The sequence below is a fragment of the Tatumella saanichensis genome (assembly GCF_000439375.1).
Classification (GTDB): domain Bacteria; phylum Pseudomonadota; class Gammaproteobacteria; order Enterobacterales; family Enterobacteriaceae; genus Tatumella; species Tatumella saanichensis.
Map to the genome: position 1 here is coordinate 1 of NZ_ATMI01000052.1, position 17,535 is coordinate 17,535.

Below are 17,535 nucleotides of genomic sequence, written 5' to 3' on the forward strand. Positions count from 1 at the left end.
GGTTGCTGTAACCGCCTGCGCATTGGAGAACATCAGCGCTGCATCAAGAATTGCCATTATATTTCCCCTTAGGATACGGCGGTTTCACCATCAATGATGGCGTCAGTTTCACGGAATGGGATGCCGCGGAAGTTGGTCCACGGGGTGCCTTGGGTATCCTGCACAACGTTCAGGCCCAGTGACGGTTTTTCGACGGCCTGCATATCGAAGAACCCGCCCAAAGTGCGGTTCATATACAGTCCCAGCTTCGCATTCTTGCTCGGCAGGATGTGGGTTGCAGCAATCAGCATGCGCACCAAGTCGTGCGAGAACTTACCGTTGGATTTCTCATCCATCATTTTGGTGACATCGATATTCGCGATGCGCACCACGTAACGCCAGTCCTTCACGGCCAAGCCGGTTTTCCACTGGAAGTGATCACGGTAACCCTGATACTGGCCTTTTGAGTCATCGAACAGAGTCTGCTCGCCCAGATCTGAATGGCTTAGCCCGGCCTTTGAACCTTTCGGGAACAGGCCGTGTACAGTGCTTTCACCCCAGCCAACCAGATAGATTGAGGTCAGGTTGCTACCGGTGCCGCCAGCATTGATGATGTTCTTACCATTCTCAGCGCCGAGTTCCGAGTAACGGGTTGCCAGACCATTGAACGACGCAGGGTCTTTGGCTTTGTCTCCGTAGAACAAGGTGGAAGCCATCTGCTGGTTCATACCCTCCAAGAAGGCTTGAGCCTCTGACAGGCGGAATGCGCCGGTATTACCGTTCAGGTCAGCCAGTTCTTTATCCACTTCGGAATAGGTTTCCAGAATGGCAACAGCCTCATCTACCTGAGCCGTGGTTGATTTGCCTTTACCCACGCCCTGATTAATGCGGCGCCATTGTGCTGCAGGGAGTGAGGTACGCACGGTGGTGCGGTGATGGGTCGGTGCGTTCGATTCGATGAACGGCATGTCCAACAGGATCGGGTTGTTCTGGTTCAGCATCTCAATGATGCGAGCCTGCTTCATGTCTGGGTCTTGACGCTTGGCCCAGTCACCCAGAGTTAATGCAGTATTGCCAATAGTAGCCATTGGTTATTTTCCTTAGTTGCTTCCGTAGAAGACTTCCTGAGTTGATTTCGGCCCACTTGAAGCCGGATCGCCTTTGATTGCCTTCGCTTCGGAAAGCGACTGGCCGATTTTTAAAAACATGCTGACGACAGCTGGGTGGTTACCCAGACCAGATTCACGCAGCATTTGGGAGAATTCAGGAGGCGCGAAAGCCTTTTCCGCCTGACGGACAATTGCCGCGTTGGCGTCAAAGTTCGCACCCCACTCTTTGCGGATGGATGCCAAGTGCTCGCCCTGCTGCTGTTCACGCTGCTGGGTTTGCGCTTCGAGTTGAGATGCCTGGTGTTCATTCCACTTACCGGCCAGCGCCTGTGCTTGGGATTTGGTCAGACCTGCTTCATGCATCCACGCTGCGGTTTGCTGTGCGAAAGCGCCGTCATCACCTTCTGGTACTGGCAGCTCGTAACCTTCTGCACTTTCAGGGCGGCCGAGTTTGGACCAAAGACTGCCCCATCCTTCAGCGTCACCTTCACTAGGCAGTTCTTTGAGGAATGGCTCTGACTCTGCTCCTACAGCATCACCACCCAGCAGTGCCGAATTGTCAGTAGGTGCCTGGTCTGTACCACCAGTTAAAGTCGCTTCACCACCGGCAGCGGCATCACCTTCCCCTGCTTGGTCCATAAGGACGTTGAAGTAATCCGATAACTTAAACATTGTCTTTCTCTGCCTCTTGAATGATTCGGATCAGCTCTTCCTGTGGGAGGCTGATGAAATGAATGATGCGGTTCATAACCTCGCGGCGACCTTCAGCAACACAGGTGGCCAGTGGGTCGACCTGCTTACTGACGGGCGACACAGTGACGCTGGATTCCTTCACTCGGCAGAAGTCGGCCAATACTTTCAGCACGATCTCCTGCTCTTTAGTTCGCTTACCGCTTTCGCCAAAAACTTTCCTGAAGGCGCGAGAACGCCTCAGATTTAACCTGATAAGAGATGTGCTCATGGTTACCTTACTGCGGTGACGGGAGTGGTGAGTTTGCTTTCTGCTGTGCAGAGGCCATCTTATCCGCGGCGGTGGCGATATTCGGCGCGGCCTGTACCAGATTTGCCATCTGCTGTTGCTGAACCTGCGCTGCCTTCATGTCTTGCTCTTCTGATTCGGTGAGCAGCAATGACTTCGGCATTCCGTTGATATCGGCCAGGTCACGCAACGCATCGCCAGTTTTGATGATCTGCAATACCGACTGGTCGAACTGCGCCAGCGATGTAGCAGCCTGCAGAGTCTGGAGAATGCCTGAGCCTTCCTCTGCCCGCTGAATCCTGACCAGTGGAGATTGATACTCGATGTCGTACTCTGCACCGGCATCAATCAATTGCTGTGGTGGATCAGGGAATAATCCGTTTCTGGCACAGATATCCACTTCACGCAGAATCATCGGCCCCAGTTGCTCTGACATGATTCGCCCCATGGTTGGTGCGAGTAGCTGGCCTTTTTCCTGAGCCCGAAGCATCGCCTCTGTCGCTGTCATCTGCGGATTCTGAACCAGAATCTGGAACAGCGTGACAAGGAACACATCATTAATTAGCTGGCGCTTCTGGTCCATCATCTCAAGGCCAAGCGATGGTTGCGCGCCGGTCTGGAATGGTAACGCTTTCGGGCTTCCTGAAGATGTAACTAGTCCGGAGTTAATGCTGCCGGGGATCATGCTGAAGTTATCCAGCACACCATCGTCTGCAACGAGGACCGGTGGCCGGTTTGCGAGCTGTGCGCCCATCAGCGTTTCCTTGTTCATCTCGTTCAGGACTTTGATGTCAGGGAGAGCCGTCATGCCCGGACCGCGACCATATGTTTCCCCCGGTGATTTGTAATAGCGGGCAATACAATACGGCATCGTGTGGTAGCCGCTTTGCTCGACAATGGTCCGGCCTTCTTTGGTCAGGTAATACGACGCCCACGGCATGCCAGTGTGATCTCGTTTCGGCTCACCACTATCTGTGAACTTAATTTCATCATTCGGACACACACGATGAATAAACTCGAACTTGGTAAGCGGTGAGCTTTCTGAGGCGCGCTGGATGCTCTGGGGCAGATTCTCCTTTCCGAATTGCTGCACGGCCTGGCGGGCACTGAGCTTGAACTTACGGTGAACCAGATCGACCACTCCCTGATAGTTTTCCTCGAAGTAAATTTCCCGCATGTGATAGCAGATGTATCGAGGACCCTTACCGGGCATGCTGTCGACGTAGACACAGCCGTTACCGAATGCGCCAATGCTGACGTAGTTCTCACTCATCTGGTTGGCAAAGTTAGCCAATGGTGAGTACCGGAGACGGAACAGCACTTTGGTACAGGCTTCGAAATACTCCTGCACTTCCGGATCATCAGCAAACTGCTCGTTGTTGAGCGTGTGCCATTGCTGCGTTCTTGGCGTAACGACTGATTCAACAGCCGCAGCGAATCGTTCCAGCGCCAGTATCGGGGTTGAGTCGATAGCCTTTTCTGACTTCTTCTGTCCGTCACGAACTTCACCTTTGAAGTCCGCACCACGCGGTAGGCATCGCTCGGCAACTTCCTGCCAGTGGTTTTCCCAAGTTGAACGGCTGGTCTCCATCGACTGCTGATCGCGGAATATCTGGCTAATCAAGTCATCATTGTCATCGGTCATATTAACCACCCAGCAGAGTTTTCTGCCCTGAGCTTGTTGCGGCTACATTGGCCGAACCGGTTGTTCCATTGCTCAGGTTTGCATTCACACCTTTGCGCTGTCGTTGACGAAGCAAGTCATCAGCCTGTGAAATGGTGGCATCCTGACTTACTTGGGCAGGAACATTAACCGCAGTTGTGCCGGAATTCATGCCGAGGACGGATCCAACGGACTTAACGATTGAGGCCATAGAGGTCACCCGAATAAGTTGTATTCTGTTTTAGCGAATCGCTGTTTCTTGCGAGGGGATTTGATTTGGTACATCTGCCGGGCAGAGCGGCGCATCATGTAGGCATAGCGGACTGCATCGAGTACGTCGTCGTTCGTTTTTACTATCTTCCCGAGCTCGTCACGATGGTATTGTCGGAACTCTTCAAAGAAATCAACACAGGTACTGAACACCTTGAACTTACCGTCAATCATGCGTTCACGGATTTCGTGAATACCTGGCTCAACTTTATTACCGCCATCCGGCCACGTTGCGTGCTCTTCCAGCATCCGGAAGCCTTCGGCTCGATACTGTTCTTTCAGTTGCTGGCCGCCGCCCTTTTCGTGCTGATGACCATCGTGAGGCCATGCAACCGGAACGTCTTGCGCCCAAGGTTTTACCAGTCGCCAAGCTTCATCGGCTTTCTTCTGCCTACCTTTCCAGACCTGTGCGATGTAAATCACATCAGCGTCACGGTCTTCCCATAGCTGAATATGTGCTTGCGGGTGATCCCAACCAAAGTCCTGACCGTCTATCACGAAGAAGTGGTCCGGGCACTGGAAAGGCTGGCAGGTGATTTCGTTATCCGCGATATCGTAAATACGGCCGTGGCCCAGCATCGGAATGCCTTTCGTTCGCATGTCACGCTGATGCGCTGGGAACGAGGCAAGTAGTTCGGCTTTAACTTTTTCACTCAAGTGTGGCGCATCATCCCAGCCCACGTTCATGCAGGTTTGCGCTGGGCTTGGCGTATCCATGAATCCGATAACCAGATCGGTTCGTCCGTTCTCTGGTGTAAAGGTCAGGATGCCGCGCCCACCATTACCCTTATCGCCGGTTGCGGTACGAGTCAGCACCTGCGGGAATATGTCAGGATCTTTGGGTTCTTCATCGATATGGAACCAGTCGACACTATCACCCATCAGGGCATGCTGGCCCTGTGAGTAGGACCAGAACTGGATCTTGGCGGTACCGCCGGACTTATGCTTGATATAAACCGACCGAACCGCATTGGGCGTACCGGTCATCGCCTCGACACTGACAATCAGGTCACCCGGTATCAATCCGCCTACCCATCCGTCATCAGTCTTTCTGCCGATGATTGGTGTCTGCAGAAGGTCGCGACACTTCTCACCGGAATAGCCGAGCACCCAAATCAGTGGCGGGTGATCGAACTTGTGACCATTCCAGCCATCCGGGTAATCACCCATGGCGTGAATGGCATCGATATAGGTCGCGGTTTCAGTTTTGCCGACTCGGTTTGCGGCGATTAGTGCTGACTGGGAGTATTCTTTGGTGCTTGCGATGAAACGCTTCTGCCATGGGTGGCGTGTTTGATAGAAGGATTTATACCGGTAGACGTCAGAGCGCCGTTTCTTTTCCTCAAGAAGCTTTACCAGCTCAATCTTCTGCTCCCGGCTGAGATTGTGCATTGGTTAACTCCTGAAGTTTTCTGTCCAGTTCAGCATCGGACAAGTCGGTGATCTGAATAGTTTGCTCATGTTGAATGCGGTCACCGTATTTCTTCGGTGCCAGTTTAGATGCGTACCACTTGCGGGCATCGACGCGCAGGCGGGAACGGGCAACACGCTCATGGTTAGTTTGCTCACGGCCGTCTTCATCGACAATGACGTCACCGCTGCTGTCGTCTGCGATTTCAATGATTTCTTCGGCCAGAACGTCAGCTTGGACTTCGCGCGCGCGTGCGTATTGGTTGCGGAAGTCATCGAAACTCTGAATCCATCTGAACACAGTTGTCCGATTAGGCATTCCTGGCCTTTCACAGATAGAGCGCAGGCTTTCACCGGACATAAGCAGATTACAGATATCGTCGCCTACCTCCGGTAAGTATTCAGAGGGGCGACCCATTTTTTTGGGTGCCATTTCTATTCCTTGTTGATTACGTTAAGCAGCAGCCATGCGGGAGCTGTTAGGTGCAGGTAATTAAAATAACGTCAAAAATTGATCTTTATCAAAAATGTGCTAAGTACTCGATTTACTGTATTGAGCTGTGACTCAGGTCACTGTATAGATAATGTCCCAAACAATAATTTTAAGAATAAAAATGAGTAACTTACTGCTGTTAACGAGTGCAATTATTTTGTTTTTTGTTGCAGTGTCTTTTGGAGTTTCAGCTTTTTTAGATGCCAGACGATATCGAAATATTTTCAAAAAAAATAATTTTTCCACAAGATAGTGATTCGGTGGGAAATTATTGGCAGGCTGAGCACTTCTTTGGTGGCTCAGCCGCTATACTTCCTCGTAACTGAGGAGGTTGATTTGACCAGATTAATTTTATTACTACTCTTATCTGCCGGACTAAGTGGATGCTCTTATCAGCGGTCCCACGATAAAACCACACCAGAATGTATGACGTACAGGCAAATGATGACTGCGCCTATACCACCCGATGCGATGAAGAACCTGCAAGACAAGTGTGTTGCCTCTCTGAGGCGCACATGAATACCAAGCAAGAACATCACCTGAAAAACAGATGAATACCAAACCAACTTTTTCATAGTTAATCTAATAAAAAAACCGCCTAATGGCGGCTAGTCTTGCTCAAGTATCTCGACATAGTTATCTGGAAAGACGATCCCCAAGCTATTTTGCAAATGCTTGATTTTGTCCAGCACTACTTGTCTTTGACCATCCTGATAGATAGGCTTGAGAACGGTTAGGATGAATGCACCATCAGAGCTAGCACCCTCTACGCCTTCCCCAGCAGCTAGTGCTTTTATGATTTCATCATTTATCGACATGTGACTACCTCATGGTGATAGATGACTCATACTATCATTTGCAGCGGTGATGCAGAGAGCCGTTGTGAAAGTGGCTCTCGGTTCACTACTTCGATTTTTTCTTCGGCTGCAATTTAGTGGCCCACGCCTTAGCCATACTCAGACAGTCATCGAACATGCTTCCCTTCTTGGTTGCAGAGGAGCAGCGGTAATGGTCGACAGCTTTATTTGCACATTGACGGGCTACCGTCTCCTCGTAGCCCTGCTTGATTAATTCACTGATGACGTTGCGATGAATGAAGTCAATCGGTGTCATGCTGGCTCTCCGTCAGGGAAGTCGCCAAGGTCAGATAGCCTGAACTGAATCAGGTCGCGAACGATCTGCTCTGCCTTTTTGATGGCCTTCTTCTCTTTCTTGCGGCGGGTCATTAATGCACTTCCAGTCTGGCCGTGTTCTTCAAACGAAAACCGCTCCGCTGCGGCCACGCGATTTTGCATTTCGTTAATCGCCATGTCAGCCAGTCCGGAGAAGTCGAGAAGGTTAATATCTTTGCTTCCCTCCAGCTCCGTCATGTGGTCAAACACCTGAGCCTGTAAGTCGTAGCTATAGCTCATTGCCATCAGGCAGGCTTCACGTTTAGGGAACTGATAACTCGGAAGTGATCGACCGGTGCTATCAATGTACTGAGCCAAAAATTTGGCTGAGTGTTCTTCGCCCAAAACTTTCGGGGCTTTGGTTAAAAAATGCTTATGCTGAAGTCTGGTGTATCTCTTACATGGAAACTTCAACCCTTCCGCTTCGGCTTTTGATTTCCGATCAGCATTAATGTAATCGACCATTTCCAGACTGCTCATTGTTGGCGCTTGAGTTGTGTTCAGAACAGATAATGCATTTTTCATAGCGAGTACCTTTTAGGGAGTTGAGCCTGTCTCACAGATACGCCGCGCCCGAGTGGCCGCTATGTTGCCAGCGACGATCTCAGGCTCAACTTTCTGAAAGGCTCGGGAGTTAAAAGCGCGTGAGGTGCGCCAATAAAAAAGCCCACCGGTTAAAGTGGGCTTGGGGTAGTGAAATTACTTGTCGGGTAATCACAATCGAGGCCACCGCAATGGCCTCTGTTCTGATTACTGCTCGCTGAGCCTCTGGCTTAGTTCGTAGCCCATTAATGGCCAGATTTTGGCAATCGCATTTGTGCGAGCAATTTTCTTTCCAATCTCCGCATCAAAGTTCGCGGAACTGACGCAGGCACTCTCGCCTGTCACTGTAAAGCCATTCTCTAAGACCAGAACACAAAAGGTGAGTCGATTGAGACTGTCAGCGCGACCTGCAGGTTGTGTACCCATATTGCTCTGCCCCAGAACACCCTCTCCAGCCGTGAAATAAAATTCACTTTTGACATTGCGCTCAACATCACCAGGCGTTACCCGAGTGGCTGTTTTGCCTTTGGCGACGATCTCATTTTCGATTTCGCTATCAGTCATAAATAACCTCTGTTCTGATTACAGGAACTTATCTTTCAGAGCGACCAGGTCGGCTTCGGCGTCTTCACCGAGGACTTTCAGACCGTGCTCAACAAATTCGACGAAAGCGTCAAACTTGGCTTTGGCCTGCTCCAGCGGTGAGCTGGTTGCAGTGGTATCTGCTTCGGATGTTGCCTGAGCGGCGGTACCGCTGCCTGATGATCCGGTATCAGTTGACACTGGAGTTTCGGCCGCTGCTGGGGCCTCGGTTGCCACTGGGGTAGCTGCTTCTGGTTCTACTACGGATTGATCTGACATTTCTTCTCTCTCTTTTTTCGTGTAAAGGCTTTTCAGCCACTGGATGAATTTCATTTTTCTTGCGCCTCAATATTCCTGATCGCCTGGCGGTCGATATTGGCCTGGTTCAGCAAGCCGAATAACTCAGCATTCAGCATCACGCTGTCGCCATAGGTGAAGGTGTCAGGGATTGCGGGTTTAGTGATTGGCGCTGTCAGTTCTGCCGGGATGGGCAGACACGGCATTGTGACTGTCTGGTACTCCGTTTGCTTTTGCTGCTTCGCGCAGCCGGTCAACAGCATCGCGATTAACGGCAGACTTAGCGCACTGGTCAGAAAGCAGGTAGGTTTTAATCTCACTCTGTAGCGCCTTATTGTACTGGTCTGCGTCTGCCCGCTGCTGGAGCACATCAGACATGATTACGTTTTGCTTCTGGATGGCAGCGGTTAATTTCTGCACGCCGTCAGCCAGGTCATCGTTTTTATCCCGCAGCTCATTAATCTGCGCGTCTTTGCTGTCGCTCAGTCTTTCCAGTCGCTCGTTTGTCGCGGTTAACTGGTGGTTGCTGGTATTCAGCCCCCACAGAGCAACGCAGACGAGAAGGATGAATAAGCATGGGATGATGACGTGGGCGTTGTTGCGGAGCTTGGTATAGAACGCTTTGGATTTTACGAGCAGTGTCAGCCAGAGCATAAAACCCCCTTAGCTTTCAGTAGTCGTGCTGTTCTGTCGTCCAGGCCGTTAGTGCCGCCGTTGATGATTCGGGTAATAGCCAGTAAATCATCTTTGTCAGCCAGGGCGTTCAGGCCGTGATTACTCCACCATGCAGCAGCCGACTCAGCAGCCAGTGCGTACGTTGTTAACTGGTCAGGGTCTGCGATGATATCGACACCCAGCTGGTTAACGAGAGCCTGGTAATTACTGCGACCGGTAATCTGAATTAACCCGCGACCACGGAACCGGTAACCGTCACCCGATGCTACATCGCCATTCCCGTTCCGGTTGGCGTAGATGATGTTGGCTATCATCGGCTGGTCAGCCGGGTGAGCATTGGTACCGGCATCAACTCTGCCGTATTTCAGTGCATCAGCCTGACTTATTCGGTTGCCAAACATTGCCAGCAGCACACCATAGCGATAATTCAAACCTTCTTCGATCTTCGCAAACCCTGCTGATTCGTGTCCGGCCTGTGCGAGAAAGTGTGCCTGGCGGTATGGGTTGGTAATGCCAAACTTATTCATCGCCGCGTTAATATTCGGGAACCAGACATCGCGGAGATAATCACCGATACCGGTGGCGGACTGGAAATTAGTTGCCGTCAGCATCTGCTTCCTCCTTGCTGTCGTTGAGGCCGAATTTCTGGCGGGCAAATGCAAACAGGGAATCGACACCGATGTACCCGACTGCCGCAGATACCGGCCAGCAGAGTTCAGGCGGGAAATTCCAGTGAAATATCGCGCAGATGGCGGTTAATGTCGGGTTGGCGAAGAAACAGAGAATGCCGCACATCAGTGCGCCGGCGATTCTGTCTGTCCATCGTGCTTTTCTGTTCCGTGACGTTGCGAGGATCGACATGACAAAGGCCAGGACAGAGTAACCTGCCTCGTTCCTGTGCGTGGCTAGCCATGAGAGCATCGCAGCCCAGGTGTCCGGCCTTTCGCTCATAGTCTGTTTCTTCATAGTCACCCCCGAACGGGGATTGAGGTGTAGGGGATTCACCCGCTGCCGTTAACGCTTCAGTTCAGAGAGGATGTTTAACGGGTCGTCGATTGGCAGAGGGTGAAATTTGGGCATAAAAAAAGGCCCTGCCGTAGCAGAGCCTGGATGAATTGTCATATCGCAGAAACGAAAAAAGGCCCGCAATCTGCGAGCCCTTTGAATTTGACTGGATGGAAAGCATAAAATCCCACCATTGGTGTCAAATTTACCCAAAAAAGTGTAATTGGTCAAGTGCAATCGTTTGGGGTTATCGAATTCACTCGAAAGAGGTGGTAACGAGCCGCAACATTCTGTTGGCGTGATTCTCTGATTTATCCAGTTCTGAGATTAGCGAGTCGTAAAACTGACTTACGCCCCGCTTCCACTGGTCGGCTGATAAAGCATAGGCCACGCCACGATAAACCGACTTCCCCGGGAGCTTCGAATAACCTACCCCGGAACACCGGTTACACTCCTTTTCAGTGAATACCCCGCTCTCCTCTGTCTTTTCCCGATCACATGCACGACCGGTTCCGTGACAGTCTTTGCATCGGGCCCCAGGCGTTGCCGCAGAACGTGACCATGAAGCAAAAGCGAAAGTTGCGAGTGTTTGCACCACTTTTCCCTTAACCTTGGTTTCAAGTTTGCGTAAGGCGGCCACCTTATCGCAGTGCTTTAATCCGTGTTGTGTCAGTAACTGAATTGCCTTCCGCTTGTCGTTCTCACTCAGATCCATTTTGCCACTGAAAGCTGTGAATCCGAGTGCAGAGCGACTCTGTACCATCCCGAACGCTCCCATAACATCAGTACCGGTTAATGCCTCTGATGCGGTTGCCCGTGGGGAGTCGGTGAATTGCGGAGATTTGGGGCTGTGAAATTTAACGGCGTTTTCGAGATTCATTAATCCTCCGCTTACTGCCAGGCTGTGCCGGGTAGCTGTGTGATATTTTGTAGTGGGCTGTCGGGGTGATCGGGGTGAAGTGGTTGAGCATTCGGGTTAGCCAAATCATTGCTGTTCACCTCCTGACGAAAGCAGGATTGACAGCCAAAAAACAATCATTGGAGCTGCCAGTAATAGCTTCCACCCAAGAGGAACAGGAGCCTCCATTCCAAACCTTCGAGCTATTTCGGCCACCACTAGTAAATCTGACGCGATACAAATCATCCCTAAGCCTTTCATACTCCCTCCCGCTGTTTAATCAGCTCTCTGGTTTTCTTCCTGTAACGCGCCCTGAGCGATTCCAGTTCTTCTCTGGTGTATCGGTGTGACTCGTTGTTGTTTTCAAGCGCCTCGACCCGCTCAGGCCCGATTTTGGCTATCAGGCTGAGGCGGTACGGTCCGATATTTCCGGAGTGATAGGTATTACAGGATGAACATTGGCTATGGCAGTTATCCTCGTTGAATCTGAGCTGACTGGCCTTTGCCGTAGTCCGGAAGTGCCCGGCGTGATAGCTGACCGCCGACCTGCTGCCGCAACTGATACATACCTCCCCGTCCCGCGCCCGAATGAAGTCGTTAAACGCCCGCTGAGTCATGTTCACCCAGTGGCTTAACGGCTTCAGGTCTGCTTTCCGTTCCCGGTGCGCTTTCCGATCGGCAATAGCCTGCCGCTCAGCCTGTTTGGCTGATTGGTGCTTGCTGTATTGAATTGCGCAGGAGGTTGAGCAGACGACTTGAGTGGTGGTGCGGGGGAAGTATTTCGATTTACAGTGGCGGCAAGTTTTCGGTTTCGGCTTCTTCTGCCTGACCATCATCACCTCCATTTTCATCGCATTTGCAGACGCTGCATTCCAGGTGGTAAGGGAACGAGTTATCCAACTCAGAGAGCCAGCTTTTGCATTCAGGGCAGTACAGTGTTTCCCAGGGGACGCCGAATTCTGTTATCCAGCCAAGAACCTGCTTTGTCATTGGTATCGGTGGGATGCTCGACATGTCGTAGTTTCTGACAGATAGCTCTTTCTGAGCCATGTCTAATCGATGGTTTGCCGACGAAAGGTGCTGACGGGCAATAAGCAATTTTCTTCGTAGCTGGTAATTGGCTTCGGTTAAATCATTAATTCTCTTCCCCGGATGAATTATTGTTTTCATCATCACCTCCCAGGTCATAAAAGTTCGGACTCTTTGCGCTGTACAGTTCCTCACAGGTATCGCAGAGTTTGTTATCAGTGGCCGGGAAACCACAGGCTGTGCAGTCAGTTACCATGCACCCTCCGCATTCTTGTTCTGTCCCACTTAGCCCGCAGCAGTACAGAGGCATGGTCGTAAGACTTAATCTCACTGGCGGCTGGGATTCGCTTTCGCTTGTTCTGGCTTAACCTGGTAGGCCGGAATATCAGGTTATCTAGTGCGCGCTGGGTTGGGCTAAACATCACGCTTCCTCCGGATTCGTGTTGAGGTCATCAGCACGCCGTTAACGACGATGTGATGCTCACACTTGATATCATTCTGGAGTCGCCGGATAGTGCCGCGGTTAACGTGAAGTAGCTCAGCCAGTTTTGTCATTGAAGGCTGGATTTTTAGCATGTTGGGTATTGATGCCAGTTGATGTGTCATTCGTCCTGTTTCCTCTGCAAGTCACGACATGCGCCCGAAGTAATCGCCGCGATAAGTCACATCACGCAGTCTTACTCCGTTTCCTGCGGCCCATGCCGTTGAGTATTCGATCAGGCTTGTCATCCGTTTTACGCCCATCCGTGCTGTTGATTCCCGGATACTGCAAAACTCACCCTCAAGGCCAGTCGTTACCATCCCCGGACAACCCGTTGCCATTGCGTGACCTGACACAAACAATGCCTTCCAGTCGATAAGCGCCAATTTCTGTCGTTGCCATAACGCCTGATTTGAGACGTCAGCACACAACGCATGGAACATATCGTTCTGCGGTAAAGTTCGCTTTGAGTCGTTGATGGTTACCGTTAGTGGCCGGTGGTCGTCGGTAGGTAGCTGTTCGATGAAGTCTTTGAGATTTTGCTTTATCCGGTTATCTCTGAGGTAGAAAACCGTTTTATCCATACTGCTACCGGCTGATGCCGAATGTCTGGTGAAGCGCTGATTCCATTTTTCCCACACAGGCCTTAATGCGGCGTAGCTCAGTTTCCGGGAACGGGCTGGAGGCCATATTCCGCAGGCATTTCTGTAGCGGGATACTCTTCACCTTGTTCATACGGTTGCGGGCGTATGCTCTCATTGATTTAGGGATGCTGCGACCGTCTGCCCGGGCCGTAGCTCGGCATAGTTCAGCGTGAAGAATGGTTTCAGGAAACTCACTGTATTCCTGGTCGATAATCTCTCTTGCGGTGCGTGTTTCGTTCATAGGTATCTCCAAATTCAGGCACAAAAAAACCGCATTAAGCGGCGGTGGTTTAATTAAAACGCTGGCTTCTTCGGTCTTCCGGATGGCTGCTGTCTGGCGTCTCTAGTTTGGCGGGCTGACTGCTGATCCATATCGAAAATGGCTCCATTCTGTTGCATGCAGAACACCGTTCCTGTAGAGCCGTGCCGGTTTAGCCTCAGGATTAACTCTGTTTCGCTCGGAGGGACACTGTCATCAAAAGCCCCTTCTCGGTGGACGCCCACCCAATAATCACAATCCTGCTCAATTTGACCGGTATCGCGGGAATCACTAGGCAGTGGACGCTTATTAACTCGCTTCTCAAGCTCACGATTAAGCTGGGTCAGGAGTACGACAACGCATCCAAGCTCTTTCGCAAGATTTTTAAGCCCCTTGGTGATCAAACCGTAAGCCAGGTCGTTACGATCGGCTTTCTCAGCAGTCATTAGCGTCAAATAATCGACCAAAACCATGCCCACCCCCCCCTTTTGGCGTTTGACTTTGCGGCATTCGGCAACGATGTGAGCAAGGGACAGGCCCGGAGTATCATCGATATACAGCAGGTCTAACTCACTCAGCCGGTGAGCGGTTTTCAGCGCCTTATCGAAATCGGCGTCATAGTCACCTTCGTAATCTGAATCTTCGTCATTGGCCGGAACGTAGAAAATATTCGGGTTAACGCCGGATTTCTGTCCGACCAACTTTTCCAGAATCTGATCTGATGGCATCTCAAGGCTGAACATCAATGCGGGCTTCTGCTCCTTGACGGCGCAGTTAATCGCCATTTGGGAATACAGCGTTGTTTTACCCATTTTTGGCCTTGCACCAATGACGAATAGCGACCCTTTAACCAGACCTTTCGGCGATAACATCCGGTCTAGGGACGGGATGCCGGAGCTTAGGCCACGCTGCTCTCCCTGAGGATCGAAACGCTTCTCTAAGTCAGTTACCCAATCGCCCATCACGTCTGTGAAGGTTCTCAGCCCACGGCGGTTGCCGGTCTTTGCATAGTCGGAGATCTGACTTGCTAGGCTACTGACTGCCTCCAACTTTTCGACTGCGCTTTGAGTGGTTCGGGCATAAAGCATTTCTGTAGCCTGCGCCAGTTTCTGGATAGCAAACCGCTCCATGGCGTGCTCACGGATAACCATGGCGTAGCTGACGATATTGGCTGCCGATGGGGTGTTTTTGCACATGTCAGCGAGATACCCGATACCGCCGCAACTGTCCAGTAGCCCGCGCTTTGTCAGCTCCTCGGAAATGGTAATTAGGTCTGCTGGCTGGTTACGCTTGGTCAGATCGCGGATAACATCGAATAAGTTTCCATGAATCTTGCTGTAGAAACTTTCTGGCTTGAGTAGCGATAAAACCTTTTGAGTTCGCTCTTCGCCGCCATCAAGCATCAGCCCACCAATGACTGACTGCTCAGCATCATTGCTGTGCGGGGGTAACATAATTCCATTGCTCACAGGCTGCCCTCCCGAGTTTTAGTGATTGTGTCGCTTTGCAGCAGGTAGTCGAATGACGCCCGCCAGCCTCGGTTATTCTCACCAAAGTAAAATCGGCCGGCAGAATCCATGAAAGCGTGAAAATATGCCGTAGCAGCCTGAACGGTTGGCTCTTTCAACTCCCCAAGCATTCGCTTGATGGCATTGCGTCTTTTGGCGTTGATGGCTTCCGCATTTGGCAGTCTGTCACCAACTGCTTCGTTGTAGGCATCCATGATTGCCTGGTAGGGGATCGGCTTAGCTTTCTTGCGAGGCGATTGGTCATCTCCAGATGACATATCTAATACGTTAGTATTAGATTTATTAGTATATTCTTTATCTGTGGACAATCGCTGGACATCTGCTGGACACTTCTCCTCGTCAGCCCTTGCTGCGTCTGGGTTCCGCTTGGACATCTGCTGGACATCTGCTGGACATGAAAATTGCTGATATTCGTCGTATTTCACGACCTGAATTACTGTAAATCTGTTGGTAGATTTCGTCGAAATCATCCCGAGATTTTTAAACTTTCGCAGTAGAGATTTGACCCGATCTGAGGTTAATCCCGTTTCTTCTGCCAAGGTATTTCTTCCCGTCAGGAACTCACCACGCTGACACATCACATCGCCGTACTCAGTCTGAATGACTGCAGGCTCGTAATTGGCCCGCAGCAATAAGTGAACCCATAAGTGAGAGGCCTCAGCATCCTTGTAGAATGGTGTCTCCATGATTTTCCGGTGCAGCAAGGCAAACCCCTTACCGACTGAATTCGGTTGATCGTTGTGGCTCTTTCGAGTCGTAAAATTAGCGTATGCAACGTTACTCATGACTGCTTCTCCGTTTCAGTGCTTTGTTAAGCGCCTGGCGGAGTTTCACAGCCGCCGTTGGTGTATAGGTACGACAAAAGGCCGCTCTACTGGCCTCTTTCAACTGCTCAAATCGTTGTAATGCGATCGGCTTCATGTATAATTACTCCTGTGAATTGATCCAGTAATTCGCTTTACGCCTCGAAACTGTTCGCGCAGTTCGGGGCGTTTTCATTTCCGGTGATCTCAAGCTGATACTTGCTGAACTCCATCGCTACAGTCAGTAACCATCTGTACTGCTCCAGCGGGATTTTCTTTTCTCCCTTCATGACAAAATCCTCGACGCCAGAGGCTGCGAGCTGCTCCATCAGTTCAGGGTATTTTTCTGCGCGGCGTAGAACGGTTGAGTCGGCCACTCCGAGAAGTTTTGCCACCACCGTCTGCTTGGTCTTAACCAAGGCCCGATGCGCTGATTCCACCAGATGACGGCTGACAAACGCGATAGTCATATTGCGTGTTTTTGCATGTTCCATATCAAATAATCCTTGTGTGTGATTGAGTGATCAGCGGATGCTGTCACTTAGATTGGTCCCTGGTATTCCGAGGGTGGCAGGCTGTTAAAGAGCGGGTGATGCTTACTTTCTGGTGCTTGGGAAAGGCTTCAGTTCTTCAGCTTTAACTGAACCATCGTTCAGGACGGTCACAAAAATATTTCGTCCTGTCCGAATCGCTTTACTGATAGCGCACTGGATAACGCCAAAATCTTTCGCGGTCTTAGCCTGACCATGAATCTTGGCGTAATCCTCTAAAGTCATTTTGTTCATAGAGACCTCCTTGGATACCCCAAAAGAATACTATGAGTATTCATTAAAGTAAATATCCCAGGTATTTCATTATTGATTACTGTTGGTATTACAATGCGATCATGGAACCTAAAAAGACCCTGACGACAGAACAGCTTGAAGATGCAATGCGTCTGAAGGCCTTGTATGAGTCAAAAAAGAAACAACTAAAAGTTACTCAATACACGATTGCTGATGAGATGGGCATCTCTCAGGGCGCCGTCGGTCATTACATCAACGGACGAATTGCGTTAAACGTTCCTGTGGTTACTGACTTTGCAAGGATTTTGCAGGTTCAGGTTTCAGAGATCAGCCCCAAGCTGGCTAAAGAAGTTGGCCGCTACGCTGCTGCTTTTGAGAGCAACGTCAGCAACCTGACTGCATACGCCCCCGGCAAGAGTTACCCTGTCCTCAGCTCAGTACAGGCTGGCTGTTGGGCTGAGGCCATAGAAGCCTACTCCATCAATGAGATCAGCGAATGGCTTGAATCAGATGCCCACATTCAGGGTGATGCGTTCTGGCTGAAAGTCGAAGGTGACTCTATGACTGCGCCAACCGGCCTGAGCGTCCCTGAAGGCATGTATGTGCTGTTTGATACCGGCAAAGATGCTATCAACGGCAGTATGGTGATCGCCAAGCTGGTTGACTCCAATGAAGCCACGTTCAAGAAGCTGATTATCGATGGCGGGCAGAAATACCTGAAAGGTTTGAATCCGGCGTGGCCTATGATTCCTATCAACGGGAACTGCAAGATAATCGGCGTAGCAGTAGAAGCGAAGATGCGTTTCTCTTAGGAGCCCACATGAGCATTTTGACTATGATAGCCATACCATCAGCTTTCGCAGGTATAACCAGCCTGATGTATGCGGCCGGCAGTAAGAAGAAAGCATACCTGTACGCAGGATATGCCCT

29 protein-coding genes are annotated in these 17,535 nt (G+C 50.8%); 1 reads left to right on the forward strand and 28 read right to left on the reverse strand.

Translation table 11 applies throughout. The features are described 5' to 3' along the window. Positions 1–68: 68 nt before the first annotated feature. From DW47_RS0114190 to DW47_RS0114325, 28 genes are all read right to left on the reverse strand, one after another. The gene (locus tag DW47_RS0114190) at positions 69–1,067 is read right to left on the reverse strand and encodes a major capsid protein (protein WP_029687089.1); all 999 of its coding nucleotides are present in this window, start codon (positions 1,065–1,067) and stop codon (positions 69–71) included. A 12-nt stretch (positions 1,068–1,079) separates the two neighbouring features. Beyond that, positions 1,080–1,760: a hypothetical protein gene (locus DW47_RS16745; protein ID WP_051150979.1), complete on the reverse strand. Its 681-nt coding sequence runs from the start codon at positions 1,758–1,760 to the stop codon at positions 1,080–1,082. Further along, positions 1,753–2,049 carry a Bbp19 family protein gene (locus DW47_RS0114200; RefSeq protein ID WP_029687091.1) on the reverse strand — a complete coding sequence of 99 codons (297 nt, stop codon included), beginning with the start codon at positions 2,047–2,049 and terminating at the stop codon, positions 1,753–1,755. The genes DW47_RS16745 and DW47_RS0114200 overlap by 8 nt, the downstream gene beginning before the upstream one ends. A gap of 7 nt (positions 2,050–2,056) precedes the next feature. Continuing rightward, complete coding sequence (locus DW47_RS0114205) at positions 2,057–3,712, reverse strand: portal protein (protein WP_029687092.1); 1,656 nt, start codon at positions 3,710–3,712, stop codon at positions 2,057–2,059. A 1-nt stretch (position 3,713) separates the two neighbouring features. Continuing rightward, positions 3,714–3,941: a hypothetical protein gene (locus DW47_RS16555; RefSeq protein WP_152473183.1), complete on the reverse strand. Its 228-nt coding sequence runs from the start codon at positions 3,939–3,941 to the stop codon at positions 3,714–3,716. A gap of 5 nt (positions 3,942–3,946) precedes the next feature. Further along, positions 3,947–5,392, reverse strand: a complete 1,446-nt coding sequence (locus tag DW47_RS0114210) for a phage terminase large subunit family protein (RefSeq protein ID WP_051150980.1) — start codon at positions 5,390–5,392, stop codon at positions 3,947–3,949. Continuing rightward, positions 5,361–5,843 (reverse strand): terminase small subunit-like protein, encoded by a 483-nt coding sequence (locus DW47_RS0114215; RefSeq protein ID WP_029687094.1) that lies wholly within the window; start codon positions 5,841–5,843, stop codon positions 5,361–5,363. Before DW47_RS0114215 ends, DW47_RS0114210 begins: the two co-directional genes overlap by 32 nt. A gap of 668 nt (positions 5,844–6,511) precedes the next feature. Further along, the gene (locus tag DW47_RS0114220; RefSeq protein WP_029687095.1) at positions 6,512–6,721 is read right to left on the reverse strand and encodes a hypothetical protein; all 210 of its coding nucleotides are present in this window, start codon (positions 6,719–6,721) and stop codon (positions 6,512–6,514) included. Between the two features lie 85 nt (positions 6,722–6,806). Then, the gene (locus DW47_RS0114225; protein WP_029687096.1) at positions 6,807–7,016 is read right to left on the reverse strand and encodes a hypothetical protein; all 210 of its coding nucleotides are present in this window, start codon (positions 7,014–7,016) and stop codon (positions 6,807–6,809) included. Further along, on the reverse strand, positions 7,013–7,600 hold the full coding sequence (locus DW47_RS0114230) for a Rha family transcriptional regulator (RefSeq protein WP_029687097.1): 588 nt from the start codon (positions 7,598–7,600) through the stop codon (positions 7,013–7,015). Before DW47_RS0114230 ends, DW47_RS0114225 begins: the two co-directional genes overlap by 4 nt. 225 nt (positions 7,601–7,825) lie before the next feature. Beyond that, the gene (locus tag DW47_RS0114235) at positions 7,826–8,182 is read right to left on the reverse strand and encodes a Gp49 family protein (RefSeq protein WP_029687098.1); all 357 of its coding nucleotides are present in this window, start codon (positions 8,180–8,182) and stop codon (positions 7,826–7,828) included. An 18-nt stretch (positions 8,183–8,200) separates the two neighbouring features. Then, positions 8,201–8,479 (reverse strand): hypothetical protein, encoded by a 279-nt coding sequence (locus tag DW47_RS0114240; protein ID WP_152473184.1) that lies wholly within the window; start codon positions 8,477–8,479, stop codon positions 8,201–8,203. Positions 8,480–8,529: 50 nt separating this feature from the next. Beyond that, complete coding sequence (gene lysC, locus DW47_RS17115; protein ID WP_241430771.1) at positions 8,530–8,703, reverse strand: Rz1-like lysis system protein LysC; 174 nt, start codon at positions 8,701–8,703, stop codon at positions 8,530–8,532. Further along, on the reverse strand, positions 8,657–9,151 hold the full coding sequence (locus tag DW47_RS0114250) for a hypothetical protein (RefSeq protein WP_051150981.1): 495 nt from the start codon (positions 9,149–9,151) through the stop codon (positions 8,657–8,659). The genes lysC and DW47_RS0114250 overlap by 47 nt, the downstream gene beginning before the upstream one ends. After that, complete coding sequence (locus DW47_RS0114255) at positions 9,139–9,783, reverse strand: glycoside hydrolase family 19 protein (protein WP_029687101.1); 645 nt, start codon at positions 9,781–9,783, stop codon at positions 9,139–9,141. Before DW47_RS0114255 ends, DW47_RS0114250 begins: the two co-directional genes overlap by 13 nt. Then, on the reverse strand, positions 9,767–10,138 hold the full coding sequence (locus DW47_RS0114260; protein ID WP_029687102.1) for a phage holin, lambda family: 372 nt from the start codon (positions 10,136–10,138) through the stop codon (positions 9,767–9,769). The genes DW47_RS0114255 and DW47_RS0114260 overlap by 17 nt, the downstream gene beginning before the upstream one ends. A 295-nt stretch (positions 10,139–10,433) precedes the next feature. Next, positions 10,434–11,057 (reverse strand): antitermination protein Q, encoded by a 624-nt coding sequence (locus DW47_RS0114265; protein ID WP_029687103.1) that lies wholly within the window; start codon positions 11,055–11,057, stop codon positions 10,434–10,436. 275 nt (positions 11,058–11,332) lie between these two features. After that, complete coding sequence (locus DW47_RS0114275) at positions 11,333–11,920, reverse strand: recombination protein NinG (RefSeq protein WP_241430773.1); 588 nt, start codon at positions 11,918–11,920, stop codon at positions 11,333–11,335. Next, positions 11,862–12,263, reverse strand: coding sequence for an SH3 domain-containing protein (locus DW47_RS17120; protein WP_241430775.1), 402 nt, complete (start codon positions 12,261–12,263; stop codon positions 11,862–11,864). The genes DW47_RS0114275 and DW47_RS17120 overlap by 59 nt, the downstream gene beginning before the upstream one ends. Positions 12,264–12,349: 86 nt before the next feature. Continuing rightward, positions 12,350–12,526 carry a NinE family protein gene (locus DW47_RS17450; protein WP_029687105.1) on the reverse strand — a complete coding sequence of 59 codons (177 nt, stop codon included), beginning with the start codon at positions 12,524–12,526 and terminating at the stop codon, positions 12,350–12,352. Continuing rightward, entirely contained in the window at positions 12,519–12,710 is a 192-nt protein-coding gene (locus DW47_RS17920; RefSeq protein ID WP_029687106.1) for a hypothetical protein, read from the reverse strand. Before DW47_RS17920 ends, DW47_RS17450 begins: the two co-directional genes overlap by 8 nt. A 21-nt stretch (positions 12,711–12,731) precedes the next feature. After that, entirely contained in the window at positions 12,732–13,169 is a 438-nt protein-coding gene (locus DW47_RS0114295; protein WP_029687107.1) for a recombination protein NinB, read from the reverse strand. Positions 13,170–13,173: 4 nt separating this feature from the next. Further along, positions 13,174–13,470 carry a hypothetical protein gene (locus DW47_RS0114300; RefSeq protein WP_029687108.1) on the reverse strand — a complete coding sequence of 99 codons (297 nt, stop codon included), beginning with the start codon at positions 13,468–13,470 and terminating at the stop codon, positions 13,174–13,176. Between the two features lie 53 nt (positions 13,471–13,523). Then, positions 13,524–14,957: a DnaB-like helicase C-terminal domain-containing protein gene (locus tag DW47_RS0114305; RefSeq protein ID WP_029687109.1), complete on the reverse strand. Its 1,434-nt coding sequence runs from the start codon at positions 14,955–14,957 to the stop codon at positions 13,524–13,526. Beyond that, on the reverse strand, positions 14,954–15,802 hold the full coding sequence (locus tag DW47_RS17765) for a hypothetical protein (protein ID WP_071846658.1): 849 nt from the start codon (positions 15,800–15,802) through the stop codon (positions 14,954–14,956). The genes DW47_RS0114305 and DW47_RS17765 overlap by 4 nt, the downstream gene beginning before the upstream one ends. Further along, positions 15,795–15,938: a hypothetical protein gene (locus DW47_RS17540; RefSeq protein WP_161606716.1), complete on the reverse strand. Its 144-nt coding sequence runs from the start codon at positions 15,936–15,938 to the stop codon at positions 15,795–15,797. The genes DW47_RS17765 and DW47_RS17540 overlap by 8 nt, the downstream gene beginning before the upstream one ends. Before the next feature lie 37 nt (positions 15,939–15,975). After that, positions 15,976–16,314 carry a hypothetical protein gene (locus DW47_RS0114320; RefSeq protein ID WP_029687111.1) on the reverse strand — a complete coding sequence of 113 codons (339 nt, stop codon included), beginning with the start codon at positions 16,312–16,314 and terminating at the stop codon, positions 15,976–15,978. A 102-nt stretch (positions 16,315–16,416) separates the two neighbouring features. Further along, complete coding sequence (locus DW47_RS0114325) at positions 16,417–16,605, reverse strand: Cro/CI family transcriptional regulator (protein WP_029687112.1); 189 nt, start codon at positions 16,603–16,605, stop codon at positions 16,417–16,419. Between the two features lie 101 nt (positions 16,606–16,706). Between DW47_RS0114325 and DW47_RS0114330 the strand changes: the two genes are divergently transcribed. Beyond that, a complete protein-coding gene (locus DW47_RS0114330) occupies positions 16,707–17,417 on the forward strand; it encodes a LexA family protein (RefSeq protein WP_029687113.1) in 711 nt (236 codons plus the stop codon). Positions 17,418–17,535 lie beyond the last annotated feature (118 nt).